This window comes from Devosia sp. P3_B2 (assembly GCF_056402875.1).
The window spans coordinates 14,354-31,744 of sequence record NZ_JBFUGO010000009.1 but is presented as its reverse complement, the minus strand read 5'-3'; the positions used below and the strand labels follow the sequence as shown (position 1 = coordinate 31,744).

Annotated in this window: 17 protein-coding genes; 10 read left to right on the top strand and 7 right to left on the bottom strand. The window is 65.8% G+C overall.

Features of this window, described 5'->3' with window-relative positions:
- The first annotated feature begins 10 nt into the window (after positions 1-10).
- Complete coding sequence (gene rplI, locus AC1DV8_RS14025) at positions 11-589, top strand: 50S ribosomal protein L9 (protein ID WP_477151343.1); 579 nt, start codon at positions 11-13, stop codon at positions 587-589.
- 66 nt (positions 590-655) lie between these two features.
- Here rplI and AC1DV8_RS14020 read toward each other — a convergent pair whose 3' ends face one another.
- Together AC1DV8_RS14020 and AC1DV8_RS14015 are read right to left on the bottom strand one after the other, a co-directional pair.
- On the bottom strand, positions 656-1,222 hold the full coding sequence (locus tag AC1DV8_RS14020; RefSeq protein ID WP_477157867.1) for a hypothetical protein: 567 nt from the start codon (positions 1,220-1,222) through the stop codon (positions 656-658).
- Positions 1,223-1,280: 58 nt separating this feature from the next.
- On the bottom strand, positions 1,281-1,814 hold the full coding sequence (locus AC1DV8_RS14015) for a cytochrome b (RefSeq protein ID WP_477151345.1): 534 nt from the start codon (positions 1,812-1,814) through the stop codon (positions 1,281-1,283).
- A gap of 73 nt (positions 1,815-1,887) precedes the next feature.
- Between AC1DV8_RS14015 and AC1DV8_RS14010 the strand changes: the two genes are divergently transcribed.
- The 3 genes from AC1DV8_RS14010 (at position 1,888) to alr (ending at position 5,141) form a co-directional block, all read left to right on the top strand.
- The gene (locus tag AC1DV8_RS14010) at positions 1,888-2,328 is read left to right on the top strand and encodes a MarR family winged helix-turn-helix transcriptional regulator (protein WP_477157866.1); all 441 of its coding nucleotides are present in this window, start codon (positions 1,888-1,890) and stop codon (positions 2,326-2,328) included.
- A 183-nt stretch (positions 2,329-2,511) separates the two neighbouring features.
- Positions 2,512-4,002: a replicative DNA helicase gene (locus tag AC1DV8_RS14005; protein WP_477151347.1), complete on the top strand. Its 1,491-nt coding sequence runs from the start codon at positions 2,512-2,514 to the stop codon at positions 4,000-4,002.
- Between the two features lie 2 nt (positions 4,003-4,004).
- Positions 4,005-5,141 (top strand): alanine racemase, encoded by a 1,137-nt coding sequence (gene alr, locus AC1DV8_RS14000; protein ID WP_477157865.1) that lies wholly within the window; start codon positions 4,005-4,007, stop codon positions 5,139-5,141.
- 6 nt (positions 5,142-5,147) lie between these two features.
- Here alr and AC1DV8_RS13995 read toward each other — a convergent pair whose 3' ends face one another.
- From AC1DV8_RS13995 to AC1DV8_RS13985, 3 genes are all read right to left on the bottom strand, one after another.
- Positions 5,148-5,918, bottom strand: coding sequence for an SDR family NAD(P)-dependent oxidoreductase (locus AC1DV8_RS13995; protein WP_477157864.1), 771 nt, complete (start codon positions 5,916-5,918; stop codon positions 5,148-5,150).
- Positions 5,919-5,999: 81 nt separating this feature from the next.
- Positions 6,000-6,560, bottom strand: a complete 561-nt coding sequence (locus AC1DV8_RS13990) for a hypothetical protein (protein ID WP_477157863.1) — start codon at positions 6,558-6,560, stop codon at positions 6,000-6,002.
- Positions 6,561-6,691: 131 nt separating this feature from the next.
- Entirely contained in the window at positions 6,692-8,191 is a 1,500-nt protein-coding gene (locus tag AC1DV8_RS13985; protein WP_477157862.1) for an FAD-dependent monooxygenase, read from the bottom strand.
- A 328-nt stretch (positions 8,192-8,519) separates the two neighbouring features.
- Here AC1DV8_RS13985 and AC1DV8_RS13980 point away from each other — a divergent pair, with 328 nt between their 5' ends.
- From AC1DV8_RS13980 to AC1DV8_RS13960, 5 genes are all read left to right on the top strand, one after another.
- Positions 8,520-9,164, top strand: coding sequence for a 2'-5' RNA ligase family protein (locus AC1DV8_RS13980; protein ID WP_477157861.1), 645 nt, complete (start codon positions 8,520-8,522; stop codon positions 9,162-9,164).
- A 248-nt stretch (positions 9,165-9,412) separates the two neighbouring features.
- Positions 9,413-10,801 (top strand): DNA repair protein RadA, encoded by a 1,389-nt coding sequence (gene radA / locus AC1DV8_RS13975; protein ID WP_477157860.1) that lies wholly within the window; start codon positions 9,413-9,415, stop codon positions 10,799-10,801.
- A gap of 124 nt (positions 10,802-10,925) precedes the next feature.
- Positions 10,926-11,576 carry a CvpA family protein gene (locus AC1DV8_RS13970; protein ID WP_477151354.1) on the top strand — a complete coding sequence of 217 codons (651 nt, stop codon included), beginning with the start codon at positions 10,926-10,928 and terminating at the stop codon, positions 11,574-11,576.
- Between the two features lie 91 nt (positions 11,577-11,667).
- The gene (gene purF / locus AC1DV8_RS13965) at positions 11,668-13,158 is read left to right on the top strand and encodes an amidophosphoribosyltransferase (RefSeq protein ID WP_477151355.1); all 1,491 of its coding nucleotides are present in this window, start codon (positions 11,668-11,670) and stop codon (positions 13,156-13,158) included.
- A gap of 266 nt (positions 13,159-13,424) precedes the next feature.
- Positions 13,425-14,159, top strand: a complete 735-nt coding sequence (locus AC1DV8_RS13960; protein ID WP_477157859.1) for an SDR family NAD(P)-dependent oxidoreductase — start codon at positions 13,425-13,427, stop codon at positions 14,157-14,159.
- On the opposite strand, the gene AC1DV8_RS13955 is transcribed toward AC1DV8_RS13960, so the two are convergent.
- Positions 14,156-15,418: a hemolysin family protein gene (locus tag AC1DV8_RS13955; protein ID WP_477157998.1), complete on the bottom strand. Its 1,263-nt coding sequence runs from the start codon at positions 15,416-15,418 to the stop codon at positions 14,156-14,158. The genes AC1DV8_RS13960 and AC1DV8_RS13955 overlap by 4 nt on opposite strands.
- A 203-nt stretch (positions 15,419-15,621) precedes the next feature.
- On the opposite strand from AC1DV8_RS13955, the gene AC1DV8_RS13950 reads away from it, so the two are divergent.
- On the top strand, positions 15,622-15,912 hold the full coding sequence (locus tag AC1DV8_RS13950; protein WP_477157858.1) for a hypothetical protein: 291 nt from the start codon (positions 15,622-15,624) through the stop codon (positions 15,910-15,912).
- Between the two features lie 33 nt (positions 15,913-15,945).
- Here AC1DV8_RS13950 and der read toward each other — a convergent pair whose 3' ends face one another.
- Positions 15,946-17,379: a ribosome biogenesis GTPase Der gene (gene der / locus AC1DV8_RS13945; RefSeq protein ID WP_477157857.1), complete on the bottom strand. Its 1,434-nt coding sequence runs from the start codon at positions 17,377-17,379 to the stop codon at positions 15,946-15,948.
- Between the last annotated feature and the right edge of the window lie 12 nt (positions 17,380-17,391).

Genomic DNA, 17,391 nt, shown 5'->3' with positions numbered 1-17,391 from the left:
GGAAAGCATCATGAAAGTCATTCTCCTCGAGCGTATCGGCAAGCACGGCCACATCGGCGACGAAGTGTCGGTGAAGGACGGTTTTGCCCGTAACTTCCTGCTCCCGCAGCAGAAGGCGCTGCGCGCCACCGAAGCCAACCGCAAGCGCTTCGAGCGCGATCGCGCCGACATCGAGAAGCGCAACCAGGAACGCCGCGAGGCCGCTGCCGGCATCGCTTCGGGCCTCAACGGCAAGTCGGTGGTGATCATCCGCCAGGCTGGCGAAACCGGCCAGCTCTACGGCTCGGTGTCGTCGCGCGACGTCGCCGACGCGCTGATCTCGGACGGCTTCACCGTTTCGCGTTCGCAGGTCGACCTTGCGAACCCGATCAAGACGGTCGGCGTTCACACCGTGCCGCTGCACCTGCATGCCGAAGTCGCCGTGACCATCACCGTCAACGTCGCTCGTTCGGAAGACGAAGCCGAGCGTCAGTCGAAGGGTGAAGACCTCACCGCGATCAACTACGACGACGAAGCCAACGAGGCCTTCGCCGCCGGCCAGGCCGAAGTCGGCTCGGCAGCCGCCGAAGCCTTCGGCGACGAAGAGTAAGAACGCCTCACAATCGAATGCGGAAGGCCGGGAGCGATCCCGGCCTTTTTGTTTGTCCGCCGGTCGCTACATCCCCGCCGGACAGGGGCGATCGGCGCGCCGTGTGTCGCAGGCGGAGGCCTTAGCGAGGTAGGCAAGCGCCGGCTGTTCCAGCTCTTTGGTGGAGGCGGCGCGGTAGGCATATTGCACCACATAGAGCGCGTCCGCCCCGGCGATCGCCTTGAGCCACATAGCCTCGGGCTTGCCCGTTCCGGGATTCAGCGGGCAGGCATAGTGCCAGAGCGCGAACGCGAAGCCGTTCGTTTCCCCGGTATCGAGCTTGCTCACCGAACTACCCTGGCAGGCGCCCTGCCAGTTCTGGCCCAGGTTGCGGGCGAAGGCGCCCGGGTCGGCGTCGTCTGCGTCGTGCAGGATTTGCACGGTCACCATCGTCGACCAATTTTCGACGGTTTCGCCCCTGGGAACGAACTCCATCATGTCCATCGTCCCCTGACGAGTCTGGAACCCGATCTCAAATCCCTCCGGCAGGTTTGTCAGCAGGTTCTCGGCGCTGAGTTGCGCCTGAACGGGTGCAGCCGCGAGTGCCAACCCCGCGGCCACTGCCAAGACTGATAGTACATGACCCAGTCGCATCGACTTCCCCTCCAACAGCCCGTTGGTAGGATGCTCGACGGCATCCGCCGCGGCAAGTCTATGCTGCCCCGACGCCCATGCGCGCCAGTAGCCGGTCCTTGCGGATGAACTGGTGGTAGAGCGCCGCGACGATGTGCAGCGCCAGCAGCCCCAGCATCAGTTTGGAGCCGATGCCGTGGACCGTCCGGGGCAGCACCGTCTCGAGATCCGGCAGCACGGCGCTGCCGAGGATCGCCGGGAGTGCGCCCGAGAGCACGATGGTGGCGATGCCGCTCGCGGCGGATTCCAGCACGATCGCGTAGAGCGCGATGTGTACCGCCTTTGCCATCCATTGCTGCCAGGCCGGCTGATCAGCCGGCAACGCCGGGCGGCGGTCGGCGGCCAGCCACCAGACGATGCGCAGGAGAGTGAGGAGCAGCGCCCCTACCCCCAGCGGAATGTGCGCGCGCAGCAGCGCGAGCTTGGCTGCGGGATCGGTCTGGCCCGCGGCCAGCAGGCCGGTCACGAACAGCATGAGGATCAGCAGCGCCGTCAGCCAGTGGATGGCGACGGCAATCGAACCGTAGCGGTTGGCAGTGCTTTTGACCGACATCGAAATCTCCTTGCGTCGGGCTCCCATCCGCAGTTACATAGCACACTATACAACTGCATAGCAAGCTATTCAAATGACCTATGTTCGCGAGACCTCTGCTGGCTATCTCACCAATTGGGCGGCGCGGCTGTTCGCCAAGGCGATCGAGCGACGACTGGAGGGCGGCAATTCCGGACCGATGCCGGTGTTCTTCGCCCTGCAGGACGGGCGCGCGATGACGCAGAAGGCCCTCGCCCAGATGGCCGCGGTGGAGCAGCCGACCATGGCCAACACCCTTGCCCGGATGGAACGGGACGGACTGGTGAGGCGCACGCCGGACCCCAATGATCGCCGCAGCGCCCAGGTGTCGCTAACCCCGCTCGGCCTCGAGCGTGCAAAAGCTGCTTTCGTCAGCGCTGTGGAAGTGAACCAGCTTGCGACAGCGGCCCTGACGCCCGAAGAGCGGCCCCTGTTCTACGACATGCTGCGCCGGATAATCGCGACGCTGGACAAGGACGGCGACTCGGCCGCCTGAGGGACGCGCCGATTTGCAATGCGTGCGGCTTGGCGCCGCCTTGGTTTCCCCCGCTTTCAACACTAACCACAGGCATCGCGGTAGTGACCCGATTCGGTCACCGCTGCGTCACATTTGATACTCGTCGCGGCGTCTGCCGCTGGTAAAGCAAACCTTAACGAGCGGGGGAGTATCCGAGTCGCTATGGCCGACAACAACGTGCATCGCCTGCGTCCGGAAGACGAAAAGGGCTTCCGCCTCGCCCCCCACAATGTGGAGGCGGAGCAGGCTTTGCTGGGTGCAATCCTCGTCAACAACGAGGCGTTCTACCGGGTCAGCGACTTCCTCGTGCCCGAACATTTCTACGAGCCGATCCACCGCACCATCTACGAAGTGCTGGCCAAGATCATCCGCGCCGGCAAGACCGCAACGCCCGTCACTGCCAAGACCTATCTCGGCGAGCAACTGACCGCTGAGATGACCATGCCGCAGTACTTGGCGCGACTGGCGGCGGAAGCCACCACGGTCATCAACGCCGCCGATTATGGCCAGTCGATCTACGATCTCGCCATCCGCCGCAACCTGATCCAGATCGGCGAGGAGATGGTGCAGGTCGCCTACGACTCCGATGTCGACGCGACGGCCAACAAGCAGATCGAGGAAGCCGAAAAGCAGCTCTTCGATCTTGCCGAGAAGGGCCGCTACGACGGCGGCTTCCAGAGTTTTTCGCAGGCGCTGACCGAAGCCATCAAGATGGCCGGCGAAGCCTACGGCCGCGACGGCACGCTGTCGGGCACCGCTACCGGCCTTACCGATCTCGACCGGCTGATGGGCGGCTTGCAGCGCAGCGACTTGATCATCCTCGCGGCGCGTCCTGCGATGGGCAAGACCTCGCTCGCCACCAACATCGCCTTCCATGTCGCCAAGAGCTTCAAGGGCGAAGTGCTGGCCGACGGGCATACCAAGACCGTCGATGGCGGCCATGTCGGCTTCTTCAGCCTCGAAATGAGCGCCGAGCAGCTGGCCACCCGTATTCTCGCCGAGCAGGCCGAAATCTCGTCGTCCGACATTCGCCGCGGCAACATCCACGAGAGCCAGTTCAACCGACTGGTCGACACCTCGAACCTGATGGCGCAGGTGCCGCTCTATATCGACGACACCGGCGGTATCTCGGTGGCACAGCTCGCCGCTCGGGCCCGGCGCCTCAAGCGCCAGAAGGGCCTCGACCTGCTGATCGTCGACTACTTGCAGCTGCTTTCGGGCTCGTCGAAGAAATCGAGCGAGAACCGCGTGCAGGAACTCACGGAAATCACCACCACGCTTAAAGCGCTGGCCAAGGAACTCGAAGTGCCGATCATCGCGCTCAGCCAGCTGAGCCGACAGGTCGAAAATCGCGACGACAAGCATCCGCAACTTTCGGATCTGCGCGAATCCGGCTCTATCGAGCAGGACGCCGACGTGGTGCTGTTCGTTTATCGCGAGGAGTACTACCTCAAGAACAAGGAGCCCAAGGAGGGCTCGCCGGAACATCTGGCGTGGCAGGGCGAAATGGAAAAAGTGCATGGCCGCGCCGAAGTGATCATCGGCAAGCAGCGTCACGGCCCGACGGGCACCGTGCAGGTCAGCTTCGAGGCGCAATACACGCGCTTTGGCAACCTGGCGCGCGCCGACTACCTGCCCGAGAGGATGGAATAGTGATGGCGGCACCGGCCATTGCGACCGGTTACGGCGGGCGGCTGACGGTCGACCTGGGTGCGCTGAAGCGCAACTGGCAGGCGCTCGACAAGGTGAGCCGCGGGGCACTGACCGGTGCCGTGGTGAAGGCCGATGCCTATGGCACCGGCATCGCCCAAGCCTCGCGCGCCTTCTATGAGGCCGGCGCGCGCTTTTTCTTTGCTGCCACCCCTGATGAGGGCATCGCCGTCCGCGCTGCCCTCCCCGAGGACAGCCACATCTTCATCCTCGACGGGCTGTTTCCCGGCTCGGCGCCGCTCTATGTGGGCGAGCGGCTGATGCCGTGCCTCGCTTCGATCCCCATGCTCGAGGAATGGCTGCAGGCTTGCGTCGCCTCGAACCAGGCGCTGCCGGCGGCCCTGCATTTCGACACCGGCATCAACCGGCTCGGCTTCCGGCTCAACGAAACCTCGATCGTCAAGCGGCTGGTCGACTCGATCGGCTATGCGCCGCAGATGATCATGAGCCATCTCGCCTGCGCCGATACCCCGGCGCACGAGAAGAACCGCACGCAGCTGGCGCTGTTCACCTCGGTGATGGCGCAGTTCCCCGGCATTCCGGCATCGCTCAGCAACTCGGCCGGGCTGATGAGCAACCGCGACAACCATTTCCAGATGGTCCGCCCGGGCATCGCGCTCTATGGCGGCCGCGCCGTTGCCGGCCGGCGCAACCCGATGGCGCCGGTGGTGACACTCGAGGCGCCGATCCTGATGACCAAGGACGTGAAGACCGGTGAGACGGTCGGCTATGGCGCGCTGCAGACCATGTCGCGCGACAGCCGCCTCGCCATCGTGGCGCTGGGCTATGCCGATGGCTTCTTCCGCTCGCTCAGCTCATCCAACAATCACCGCGGCACGCATGTGGTGATCCGCGGCCAGGCCTGCCCCGTAGTCGGCCGCGTCTCGATGGATATGATCGGCGTCGATATCACCGACCTGCCGCAGCCGCCCGCGCCCGGCGAGATGGCTGAAATCATCGGCAAGCAGGTGACGGTGGACGACCACGCCGACGCCGGCAACACCATCGGCTACGAAGTGCTGACCAGCCTCAAGGGGCGCTACACCCGGCAATACACGGAAAGCGCCGCGCCGACGGCGTGATTGCGGCTAGTCGTCCACCACCAAGGCGTTGAGCGGACCTGCCATGATGCCGCCCTCCACCGGCAGGTTGACGCCGGTGATCCAGGACGCATCGGCCGAAGCGAGAAAGGCAACCGCCGCGGCGACGTCTGCCGGCTCGCCGACGCGACCAAGCGGGTACATGCGCGCGAGCTTTCCGAGGTCTTCCTCCCGGCCGATCCAGTTGCGGGTGCGGATGGTACCTGGTGAGACCACGTTGAAGCGCAGTCCGTGCCGCCCGTAGCGGACGGCGAGGTTCTTGGTCAGGATCTCCAGCCCTGCCTTGGCGGCGGAGTAGGCGTATCCGCCGACGGCGACGTTGCCGTTGATCGATCCGATCGTGACGACGTTGCTTCCTGGCCCGGCCGCGATCAGGCTCGGCAGGGCCGCGCGGATGCAGCGGACCACTCCGGTCAGGTTCACGTCCATCTTGCGGTCCCAGAGCTCGTCGGCGATCTCGCCAAACACCGGCTCGTCCCAGTCGCCGCCGGCGGTGTTGACCAGCACGTTGAGATGACCGAGCCGCGCGACGGCGTCAGCGAACGACGCCTCGACGGATGCAGTGTCGGTCACATCGCAGGTCGTAGCGAATGCCCTGCCGCCGGTCGCCACGATCTCCCCGGCGACCTCCTCGGCCGCTATTGCGTCGATGTCCGAGACCGCGATCGATCCGCCTTCGGCCGCCAGGCGGAGCGCAATCGCGCGGCCGATGCCGTGCCCTGCACCGGTGATATAGATCGCCTGCCGATCGAACCGCATTCGATGGTCCCCTGGTCCTCGTATCGACGGGCACCTTAACGGGTGTCGCTCGTTGCAGACCAAGCGAAAATCCGGGCGGCACTACGCTGGACGCGCAGCGCCCTCGGCCTGATCGGTCTCGACGACGCGAATATCGGCCGCGCGAAGCTTCTCGAGCACCTGCACCTGCCCGATCAGCGGCCAGGTGTCGAAACCCAGCAGTTCCAGCGGTCGCCACAGGGAGACGCCGCCGGCGATGGCGAGGCTCTCGCTCACGACCAGGCGGATGTACTCGGGCAGGAACGACATATAGCCGACGGTCGTCGAGAGCAGCACGCAGACGGCCAGCAGCACGAGGCCGATGCGCAGGGCCTCGAACCCCGAGCGACGCAGCATCTTGAGCTGCCACCGGCTCTCCTCGATCTGCTCGTCGCAATATCCCCGGATGGCCAGCCGGACGCTCTCGCCATCCGCGGGGCCAGGCATGGCGAGGGTTACTCTTGGTGGCGGATCGTGCCGGCGGAGGCCGAGATCCTCGACTTCCTCGATCAGCCACTGGATGCCCGGGATTCGAGAGTATCTCCCCTCGTATGGCGCTATCGCCGGCGCCTCGAAGAGGTCGGCCTGCCGCCTGAGCCGCACGGAGATATCTGGAGAATCCATCCGCACCACCATTGATCACGGCGAAGCGTAGGTCGGCGACCTTGTGGGGAGGTTTCGGCGAACGGCGTAAATTCAAGCGAGTTTGGTCGGCGCCGACGGGGTAAGTCCAGCCCCGTCGGCGCCTGCTGCATCTAGCCGACGGGCGGGCCGAACCAGGTCGTGAGCGCCTCGGCAAGGCCTTGCCGGCCTCCCTCGCCCACCCAGGCGACGTAGCCATCGGGCCGAACCAGCACGGCGGTGGGAGCGCTGACCGCCCCAAGCACCGGCAACTCCCACGTCCCCGAGTAACTGGCGTCGACCAGTTGGACCCGATCGGCCCATGGCGTGATGTCCAGGTCGCCGGGCGTGCCGAAGTTCAGGAGTGCTGGCCTCGCGCCATGCAGCAGGCTGAACATGCGCCGCGGCCCGTCGGCGGTGACGATATCGAGGTCGGGCACGCGACGGCCGAGCAGGGGATGGCCCTCGCCGAGGTCGTAGTGAATCCCCAGCCCCGTCAGCATTCCGGCGAAGCGCAGCCGCGGCTCCTCCATGCCGAGCAGTTCGGCCATGGTGTCACGCACCGCCTTCGTCCGATCGTCCTCACGGCGCAGCGCGACCGAGGCCATGGTGTGCTGCAGCACGCGTGCACCCACCGGGTGACGTTCGGCGTGATAGGTGTCGAGCAGGGTTTCGGGCGAGGTCGCCTTGATCACCTGGGCCAGCTTCCATCCGAGATTGAGCGCATCCTGCACGCCGGTCTGGAGACCCTGTCCACCATCGGGCGGATGAATGTGCGCGGCATCGCCCGCGACCAATACCCGTCCCTTCCGGTAGGAAGCGGCCTGCCGGGCCGCATCGGTGAACCGGCTGATCGAGGTGGGACTGTGGATCCCGTAATCGGTGCCATAGACGGCAATGAGCGCCTCCTTGAGATCGCCCAGGGTCGGCTCACCCGCCTCCCCCAGCTGCCGCTCGGTCACCATGACGCCGACCGGCCCTTCATCCGCATAGACGATCTTTCCATCGCGGATCTGGTAGTTCACCCGGCCGATGGAGTGGAGGCCGATGGCATCGCGGCGGATGCCCCATTCCGGCGGCAGCTCGGCAAGCTCGGCCTGCGCAATCAGATTGCTGACGGTGGGATCCGATCCGGGGAATTCGATGCCCGCCGCCTTGCGCACGACACTGCGCCCGCCGTCGCAGCCCACGAGATAATCCGCCCGCAGCGACCGGCCATCGCTGAGCGCGACGTCCACGCCGGTGTCGTCCTGCGTGCAGCCGGTCACCTCGACGCCGCGATAGCTCGTCACCGCCAGCTCGGCGACCCAGCCGCCGAGGATCCGCTCGATGTGCTTCTGCCAAAGCCCGAGCGTGTAGGGGTGGCGCGTCGGGAAGCCGCTGATGTCGAGCATGACCCCGGCAAACCCGGTCACCTGCACCTTCTGTCCCTCGGCGAGGAACCGCTCGACAATGCCGCGCTGATCCAGCACCTCGAGTGTCCGGGCGTGCAGCCCCCCTGCCCGCGAACCAAGCACATCCTGGTCCAGGCGCCGCTCGACGATGGCGACATCGACGCCGGCCAGCGCCAGTTCACCCGCCAGCATCATCCCCGTCGGACCGCCTCCGGCGATTACCGCTGCGTGCTGTGTCATCCCTCGCTCCTGTTGCTTTGGCCAAGGGCTGCGGAACTTACGCAGAAGTCGACGATTGCCAACGCTTGAACTGAACTCATTTCACCCCAGATAAGGATTACCGGGCCGGCTGCGTTCGCCCGATGAACTCGCGCATGAGCGAGGCGGCAGATCGGGCGCCACGACGTAAGCCTCCCTCACCAACGAGGGATGACGTCGCGAAAGCGCCGAGGTCGGAAATCCGTGCAGGAGCAGCACGGCGGGCATCAAGGCCTATGTTCCTGTTTTGTTCTTGACTCGCGTTTTGCCTCAATGGTTCCCTGCTTCTCCCTAAACGGAGGACCATGAGATGACCGATCTGCCGCAGCTGTCGATGTTTGCCAGCGAAACCCGGCCGTTCAAATCCATCAAGGTGCCACCGCGGCAGGGCCGCGACCCGGTGTTTTTCGCTGTGTTGGTGGGCGGCAGGCTGCGGCCGGCGCTGCAGGCCATCGTCACCGACCAGCAGCGGCTGCACGGCATCTCGGCCGGGCTGCTGCCGGCGACGACGCTTCACATTTCGCTGGTCGGCGTCGGCTTCTACCAGGAGCTGTCGGGCCCGGATCTCGCGACCGCAATGTCGACCGGCGACTCGATCGGCTTCACGCCGTTCGACATCGCCTTGACCAAATTGATGAGCTTCAAACGCCGCGTCGGCGCGCCACCGATGGTGCTGACGCCCGGATCAGATACGCCACTGGTCGACCTGTCACGCCTGCTGCGCTGGGGCATGCTTGAGCGCGGCTTCGAGGCCCGCTCGGACCCGAGCGAGGCCTTCCACCTCACCCTCCTGTACGACCGCGTCAGCGCCCCCGAAACGGTGCTCGAACACCCGCCAACCCTGCGCGTCGAGGGCTTCGCGCTGGTGCGGAGCTTCTATGGACAAGGCCGATATGAGGTAATCGGAGAGTGGCCAAGGGCCGACCGCGACACGGCAACGGTTGCTCGCCCCTGATCACTCCCGATTCCTCGACCGGCACCACAGGTGCCGAACACTCGATGCGGCACCTCCCCCTCTGACGGGGGAGGATGGCTGGAGGTGAGCGGCGCCACGACGCCGAGATTTTTGAAGATCGCGACCCCGCTCGACCACCGCGCATCCGGAAGCCGCTGGCTGTCGGATGTCTCGGCACCATCGTTCACTCTTCGTTCTTGCCTTCGCGCCGATACTCCGCTACCTCTCATCGCCTATCGGGGCATCTCATGGCGCGTACCAAAACCTCCTATGTCTGCCAGGCCTGCGGCGCGGCAACCACACGCTGGCAGGGGCGGTGCGAAGCGTGCGGCGAGTGGAACACCATCGTCGAGGAGATCGTCGATTCCGGTGTCGGCGCCGGGCCGAAATCGGCAGTTGCCGGCGGGCGCCCGATTGCGCTGCTGCCGCTGGCCGGTGAAACCGAGACGGCGGCACGCGTCGTCACCGGCATCGGTGAGCTCGATCGGGTCACCGGCGGCGGCTTCGTGATGGGCTCCGCGGTCCTCGTTGGTGGCGACCCGGGCATCGGCAAATCCACGCTGCTGCTGCAGGCTGCCGCGGCGATGGCCGAGCGCGGCCGGCGCGTCGTCTACGTCTCTGGCGAAGAAGCAGTGGCGCAGATTCGGCTCCGCGCGCAGCGGCTAGGGCTGGGCGATCGCGAAGTGCTGCTGGCGTCCGAAACCAATGTCGAGATCATCCTCGCCACGCTGCAGAACGGCCCTGCCCCCGACCTCGTAATCATCGATTCGATCCAGACGCTGTGGACCGACCGGGTCGAGAGCGCGCCCGGCACGGTCACGCAGGTGCGCACCTCGGCGCAGGCGCTGACGCGCTTTGCCAAGAAATCCGGCGCCGCCGTCGTGCTGGTCGGCCATGTCACCAAAGACGGGCAGATCGCCGGTCCGCGCGTCGTCGAGCACCTGGTCGACGCGGTGCTGTATTTCGAGGGCGATGCCAGCCACACCTTCCGCATCCTGCGCGGCATGAAGAATCGCTACGGCGCTACCGACGAGATCGGGGTGTTCGAGATGTCGACGCTTGGCCTGCGCGAAGTCGCCAACCCGTCCGCCCTATTCCTCGACCAGCGCGACAAGGACGCGGCAGGCTCCGCAGTGTTCGCCGGCATGGAGGGGACGCGCCCGGTGCTGTGCGAAATCCAGGCGCTGGTCTCGCCCTCGCCGCTCGGCACACCACGCCGTGCCGTCATCGGCTGGGACTCGTCGCGGCTGTCGATGGTGCTCGCCGTTCTCGAAACGCGCTGCGGTGTGCGGATCGGCGCCAACGATATCTATCTCAATGTCGCGGGCGGGCTGAAGATCAACGAAACCGCGGCTGACCTTGCGGTGGCGGCGGCGCTGATTTCCTCGCTCACCGGCTCGCCCCTGCCCTCGAGCAATGTCTATTTCGGCGAGATCTCGCTGGCCGGCGGCGTGCGGCCGGTGGCGCATGCGGCGCAGCGGCTGCGCGAGGCGCAAAAGCTCGGGTTTCAAGGCGCGGTGACCGGCCGGCTGGGCAAGGGCGACGTGCCCAACGGCATCGCCGTGGGCGAATATGCCGAGCTTGCCGAGCTCATCGGACGCATCGCCGCTCGCGGCCAGAAGCAGGCGGCGGAGTAGCGGTTTGGCCACGCTTCCTGCTTTCCGTGAAGATCGGCTATGCGGCGCTTCCTCGACGCTTGGCTTTGCCACGATTAGCGGTTACACGGGATTTTGAAGCGGGTCGCACGGGCGGATTTTCTACATGTTGACTGCATTTGACGTCGGCATCGGCGTTCTCGTCCTGATCTCGGCGATCCTGGCTACGGCCCGTGGCTTCACGCGGGAAGTGCTGTCGCTCGCCACCTGGGCGGGCTCCGCGGCCATCGCCGCCTATGCCTATTTCAACCACAAGGAAATCGCGCGCGGCTACATCGCCGAGCCGATCGTGGCCGACATCGTGACGGTGCTCGGCACCTTCATCGTGGCGCTGATCATCCTCCATCTCATCACCATGCGGATCGCCGATTTCGTCGTCGACAGCCGTATCGGGCCGCTCGATCGCACGCTGGGCTTCATCTTCGGCGTCGCCCGCGGCGTGCTGATCGCGGTCATCGTGGTGATCTTCGGGCTGTGGCTGATGCCGTCGAACCTGCCGTCCTGGGCGGCCGAATCGCGCTCGCTCCCGATCCTCAAGAATTTCGGCGATAGCCTCATCAGCCTGTTGCCGCCCGACCTCGAAAAGCAGGTCACCGATATCCTGCAGCGTGGCGCCGGCGGCGGCACAGGCGATGACACCTCGCCCGACGATGTGCCGACGCCCGATGCCGACGTGCCCAATGAAGAGGGCACGGATCAGCTGGAAAACGACGCGCCGCTCGAGCCGCCCGCCGATGGGGCTGCGACCAACACCTGATGAATTTCGGGTGAGCGCATTGCATATCTGTGACCGGGGCCGCATTTGCGGTCCCGTCTTCTTTGGCCCGCTCTGAACCCGAGGTGCCCACTTGACCCAAAACGCCAAGCCGATCGCGGAATGGGACCATGATACGCTACGCGAGGAGTGCGGCGTGTTCGGCATCCTCGGCCATCCGGAAGCCGCCACGCTTACCGCGCTCGGGCTCCATGCCCTGCAGCATCGCGGCCAGGAAGCAGCTGGTATCGTCAGCTTCGACGGCAAGCAGTTCCACTCCGAACGCCAGTTGGGCCTCGTCGGCGATCACTTCACCGATCCCGCGACCGTCGGCCGCCTCCCCGGCCACCTTGCCATGGGTCATGTGCGCTACTCGACCACCGGCGAAACGATCCTCCGCAACGTGCAGCCGCTATTCGCCGAACTGGAAGTCGGCGGCATCGCCATCGCCCATAACGGCAACTTCACCAACGGCCTGACGCTGCGCCGCCAGCTGATCGCGCAGGGCGCTATCTGCCAGTCGACCTCGGACACGGAGGTGGTACTCCACCTCATTGCCCGTTCGAAGAAGGCCGCCTCGTCCGACCGCTTCGTCGATGCGCTGATGCACCTCGAAGGCGCCTTCTCGCTTGTCGCTATGACCCGCACCAAGCTGATCGGGGCTCGCGATGCCAACGGCATCCGCCCGCTGGTCCTCGGCGATCTCGACGGCAAGCCGATCTTTGCGTCCGAGACCTGCGCGCTCGATATCATCGGCGCCAAGTTCGTGCGCGATGTCGAGAACGGCGAGGTGGTGATCTGCGAAATCCAGCCGGATGGCCGCATCACCATCGACTCGGTGAAGCCGTTCGCGCCCAAGCCCGAGCGGATTTGCCTGTTCGAATATGTCTACTTCGCCCGGCCGGACTCCATCGTCGCCGGCCGCCCGGTCTATTCGGCGCGCAAGCGCATGGGCATCAACCTCGCCAAGGAAGCGCCGGTCGAGGCCGACGTGGTGGTGCCGGTGCCCGATGGCGGCACCCCCGCAGCGATCGGCTTTGCGCAGGCGAGCGGCATCCCGTTCGAGCTCGGCATCATCCGCAACCACTATGTGGGCCGCACCTTCATCGAGCCGACGCAGTCGATCCGCGCCTTCGGCGTCAAGCTCAAGCACTCGGCCAACCGCGCCGAGATCGAGGGCAAGCGCGTCGTGCTGATCGACGATTCGATCGTGCGCGGCACCACCTCGGTGAAGATCGTGCAGATGATCCGCGAAGCCGGCGCCAAGGAAGTGCACATCCGCGTCGCCAGCCCGATGATCTTTCACTCGGACTATTACGGCATCGACACGCCGGATCCGGAGAACCTGCTTGCCAACCAGCACCCCGACCTCGAGTCGATGTGCCGGTTCATCGGCGCGGACTCGCTGGCGTTCCTCTCGATCGATGGGCTCTACGACGCGGTCGGCGGGGTGAAGCGCAATCCGCTCAGCCCGCAGTTCACCGACCACCACTTCACCGGCGACTACCCGACCATGCTCACCGACCTCAACGGCCGCAGCAAGAACGACCCCAAGACGCTGTCGCTGATGAAGGAAGCGAGCTGAGGCCTTCTACAAGGCCCATGTGTCTCGTTTGCTGATCCAGTCCTAAAGATCCCCCACCCCTGTCCCCTCCCCGCAAGGGGGGAGGGGACGCCTACACTGACATCGGTGTTTTGGTCTTCCTCCCCCTTGCGGGGAGGGGACAGGGGTGGGGGGCTCTTGCCGCACTGGCTTGACGGGACCATCCGCCGCACCGCCGCCGGAAATTCTACTTTCGCCACGACGCCCCTGTGTTTAGAACCGCGCCGAAGCCAACGGAACCCGCACGCATGACCACCAACTCCCTCGCCGGCAAGATCGTCCTCGTCACCGGCGCGTCGCGGGGTATCGGCTATCATGCGGCGCTCGAGGCGGGACGGCGCGGCGCGCACGTGATCGCGGTGGCGCGCACGGTGGGTGGGCTCGAAGAACTCGACGACGAGATCCAGAAGGCCGGCAGCTCGACAACGCTGGTGCCGTTCGACCTCAGCGACGGCGACGGCATCGACCGGCTCGGCCACGCCATCTTCGAGCGCTGGGGGCATCTCGATGGGTTCGTCGCCAATGCCGCCATGCTGGGCGAGTTGCGGCCCGTCGCCCATGTCGAGCCCAAGGCGTTCGACAAGCTGATGGCGCTCAACGTCACCTCGAACTACCGGCTGATCCGCTCGCTCGACCTGCTGCTGCGGCAGTCCGAAGCCGGCCGGGCGGTATTCGTCTCAGCCTCGTCGGCGCGCTCGGCGCGGGCCTTCTGGGGCCCCTATGCCGCGAGCAAGGCGGCGGTCGAAGCGCTGGCCAAGAGCTACGCCGCCGAGATCGGCGGCACCACGCCGGTGCGGGTCAATGTGTTCTATCCCGGCGCCGTGCGCACTGCGATGCGGGCCCAGGCGATGCCGGGCGAAGACCCCGACACGCTGCCGCGCCCCGCGGCGCTGGCGCCCAAGCTGATCGACATGATCGAGCCCGGCTTCACCGAGAACCGCATGCTGTTCGACTGGGAAAAGTCGGAACTGACGGCGCTTTAGGGCAGCCGCGTCACCAGCACCTTGTCGATGCGGCGGCCATCGAGGTCCAGCACCTCGAAGCGCCAGTGGCCGCGCTCGAAGGTTTCACCGACATCCGGCAGGTGATTGAGCTCGGCGAGCACGAACCCCGCCACCGTCTCGAACTTGGCGTCCTTCGGAACCGGCACACCCAGGTGCGCCTGGAACTCGTCGACCTGCATCCAGCCCGAAACGAGGAACGATCCGTCCTCGCGGGTGACATAGGCCTTCTCGTCGCCTTCCTCTTCCTGGAACGCGCCGGTGATCGCCTCGAGGATGTCGCCCGGGGTCACGATGCCTTCGAAATGGCCGTACTCGTCGAACACCAGCGCCATGTGCACTAACGAGCCGCGCAGCGCCTTCAGCACGTCGAGCGCGCTCGAGCGGTCCATCACCACGGGCGCCTGCTTGACCAGCGTGCGCACATCGAGCGGCGTCGCGGAGAGCACGTTCTCGACCAGGTCCTTGCGGACGATCACGCCGACGATCGAATCCACCGCGCCGTCCTGCACCGGCAGCACCGAGTGCCGGGTGGCGCGGAGCTTTTCGATCATCTCCTCCTGCGTCTCGCTGAGGTCGATCAGCTCGACATCGAGGCGCGGGGTCATCAGGCCGCGGGCCGAACGGTCCGCAAGGCGCATGACGCCCGAGATCATGTGCCGCTCTTCGGTCTCGAGCACGCCGGCGTGCTCGGCCTCGGCGATCAGGGTCTTCACTTCCTCGTCGGTCACCCGCTCGTCGGTCTCTCCACTCTGGCCGATCAGGCGCAGCACCAGCCGTCCCGAAACGTCGAGCAGCCAGACCAGCGGCGCGGCGATCGAAGCAATGAACGCCATGGCTGGCGCCACGCGTGCAGCGACGCCCTCGGCATCGCGAAGCGCGATCTGCTTGGGCACCAGTTCGCCGATGATCAGCTGGAGGTAGGTGATGATGATGACGACGATGCCGACCCCGAGCGGGGTGGCAATGCCGGGATCGATACCCGCGGCGGCCAGCGTATCGCCCAGCCGGTCGCCAAGCGTCGCGCCCGAGAAGGCGCCGGACAACACGCCGACGAGGGTGATGCCGATCTGCACCGAGGAGAGGAATTTGCCGGGGTCCTCCTGCAGCTTCAGCGCCACCGTGGCGCCGCGCTTGCCTTCAGCGGCGAGGACCTTCAGGCGAGCCGGGCGGGACGAAACCACCGCCAGTTCGCTCATTGCAAGCAGGCCGTTGACCAGCGTCAGGACGGCGACAATCAGGATTTCTAAGAACAATGTCGTTTCAAAGTTGCGGCCCCGCACTCAGCATCGGGTCGCTTGGGAGGCGGCAGTTATAGCGGGTGGTTGGCAGGGGGCGCAATGAGCGGTGACAGTGTCACGCGATGGTCCCCCAAAGAGGTGGGTGCCGGCGCTCTGCGATCGTGTTACCAGCAGTCTCCTGCGTCCGATGGGAGGGCTCGATCATGCATGACGGTGCATCCTTGCCCGACGGCTGGATAGCCGTAGACGTCACCAACGTCCATCTGCTGACTGTTGAACTGCAGGCGGAGTTGTGCCCAGCCCATGTCCTCAAGAACGTGCCTTTGAGGATCGTTGCCAAACATTTCAGGCGCGACGACGTTCTCGCTGAGCTCGACGATGGAAGAGTGGCCAGGGTTCACCTGACTTGGAACCTGCACCCCGAGCCAGATCCGTTCTTTCCGCACACCGTACTTTTCAGCTCGATGGCCGCCTTCGCCAGCGGGACCTCGTAAGAGCGGCACACGGTGCGCCCCTAGCCGTCCGCCCTACTTGTCCGACTTGTCGAATGGGTTCTTCCCGCCGCGCACCCAGAGGCGGATGGGCGTGCCGGGCATGTCGAAGGCCTCGCGCATGCCGTTCACCAGGTAGCGCTGGTAGGCATTCGGCAGCGCTTCGGGCCTCGATGCGAACAGGATGAAGCTTGGCGGGCGGATCTTGGCCTGCGTCATGTAGCGCAGCTTCAGGCGACGGCCGGAGACGGCCGGAGGCGGATGGCTCTCGGTCATGCCGGCGAGCCAGCGATTGAGCCGCGCTGTCGAGACGTGGCTGTTCCACTTGCTCTCGATGGCGAAGATCGCAGCCATTAGCTTGTCGATGTTGCGGCCCTGCAGCCCCGAAATGGTGACAAGCGGGATGCCCTTGAGCTGCGGCAGGTAGCGCTCGAGCTGCTCGCGCAACTCGCTCAGCGCCTTGTTCTTGTCCTCGATGGTGTCCCACTTGTTGACCGCGATCACCATGGCGCGGCCTTCGCGCTCGACCAGATCGGCAAGGGTCAGGTCCTGCTTTTCGAAGGGGATCTGCGCGTCGAGCAGCAGCACGACGACTTCGGCGTACTGGATCGAGCGGAGGGAATCGCCGACCGCCAGCTTTTCGAGCTTCTGTTCGATGCGCGCCTTGCGGCGCATGCCGGCGGTATCGACCAGGTTGATGGTGCGCCCATTGTATTCCCACGGCACGAGGATCGAATCGCGGGTGATGCCGGCCTCGGGGCCGGTCAGCAGCCGTTCTTCGCCGACCATACGGTTGATCAGCGTCGATTTTCCGGCGTTCGGGCGGCCGATGATGGCGACGTTGAGGAATCGCTTGGGGTCCCAACGCTTGGCCGGCCCCTCCTCGGTCGAGCCGTCGTCGGGCGGCAGGTCGACATCGACCTCCGGCATCAGGTCTTCGGACAGCGCGGCGACGCCTGCGGCCTTCTCGGCGGCTGCATCGACAGCCTTCGAGACGATCGCGTGTAGGTCCGAGAGGCCGAGGCCGTGTTCAGCCGACAGCGCCACGGCCTCGCCGAAGCCGAGGTTGTAGGCTTCGAGCAGGCCAGGATCTGCGGCCTTGCCCTCGGCCTTGTTGGCGATCAGGTGCACGTCCTTGCTGGCTCGGCGCAGCACTTGTGCAAAACGCTCGTCGAGCGGGGTCACCCCTGCCCGCGCGTCGATCATGAAGAGGATCACGTCGGCATCGCGGATGGCGATCTCGGTCTGCTGGCGCATCCGGTCTTCAAGCGAGCCGTCGGTCTTGTCCTCATAGCCGGCGGTGTCGAGCACTTTGAAGCGCAGGTCGGCGATGCGACCCTCGGCTTCGCGGCGGTCGCGGGTCACGCCCGGCGTGTCATCGACGAGCGCGATCTTGCGGCCGACCAGCCGATTGAACAGCGTCGACTTGCCGACATTGGGACGGCCGACAATGGCGACGGTAACGGTCAAGCGAGACCCCAG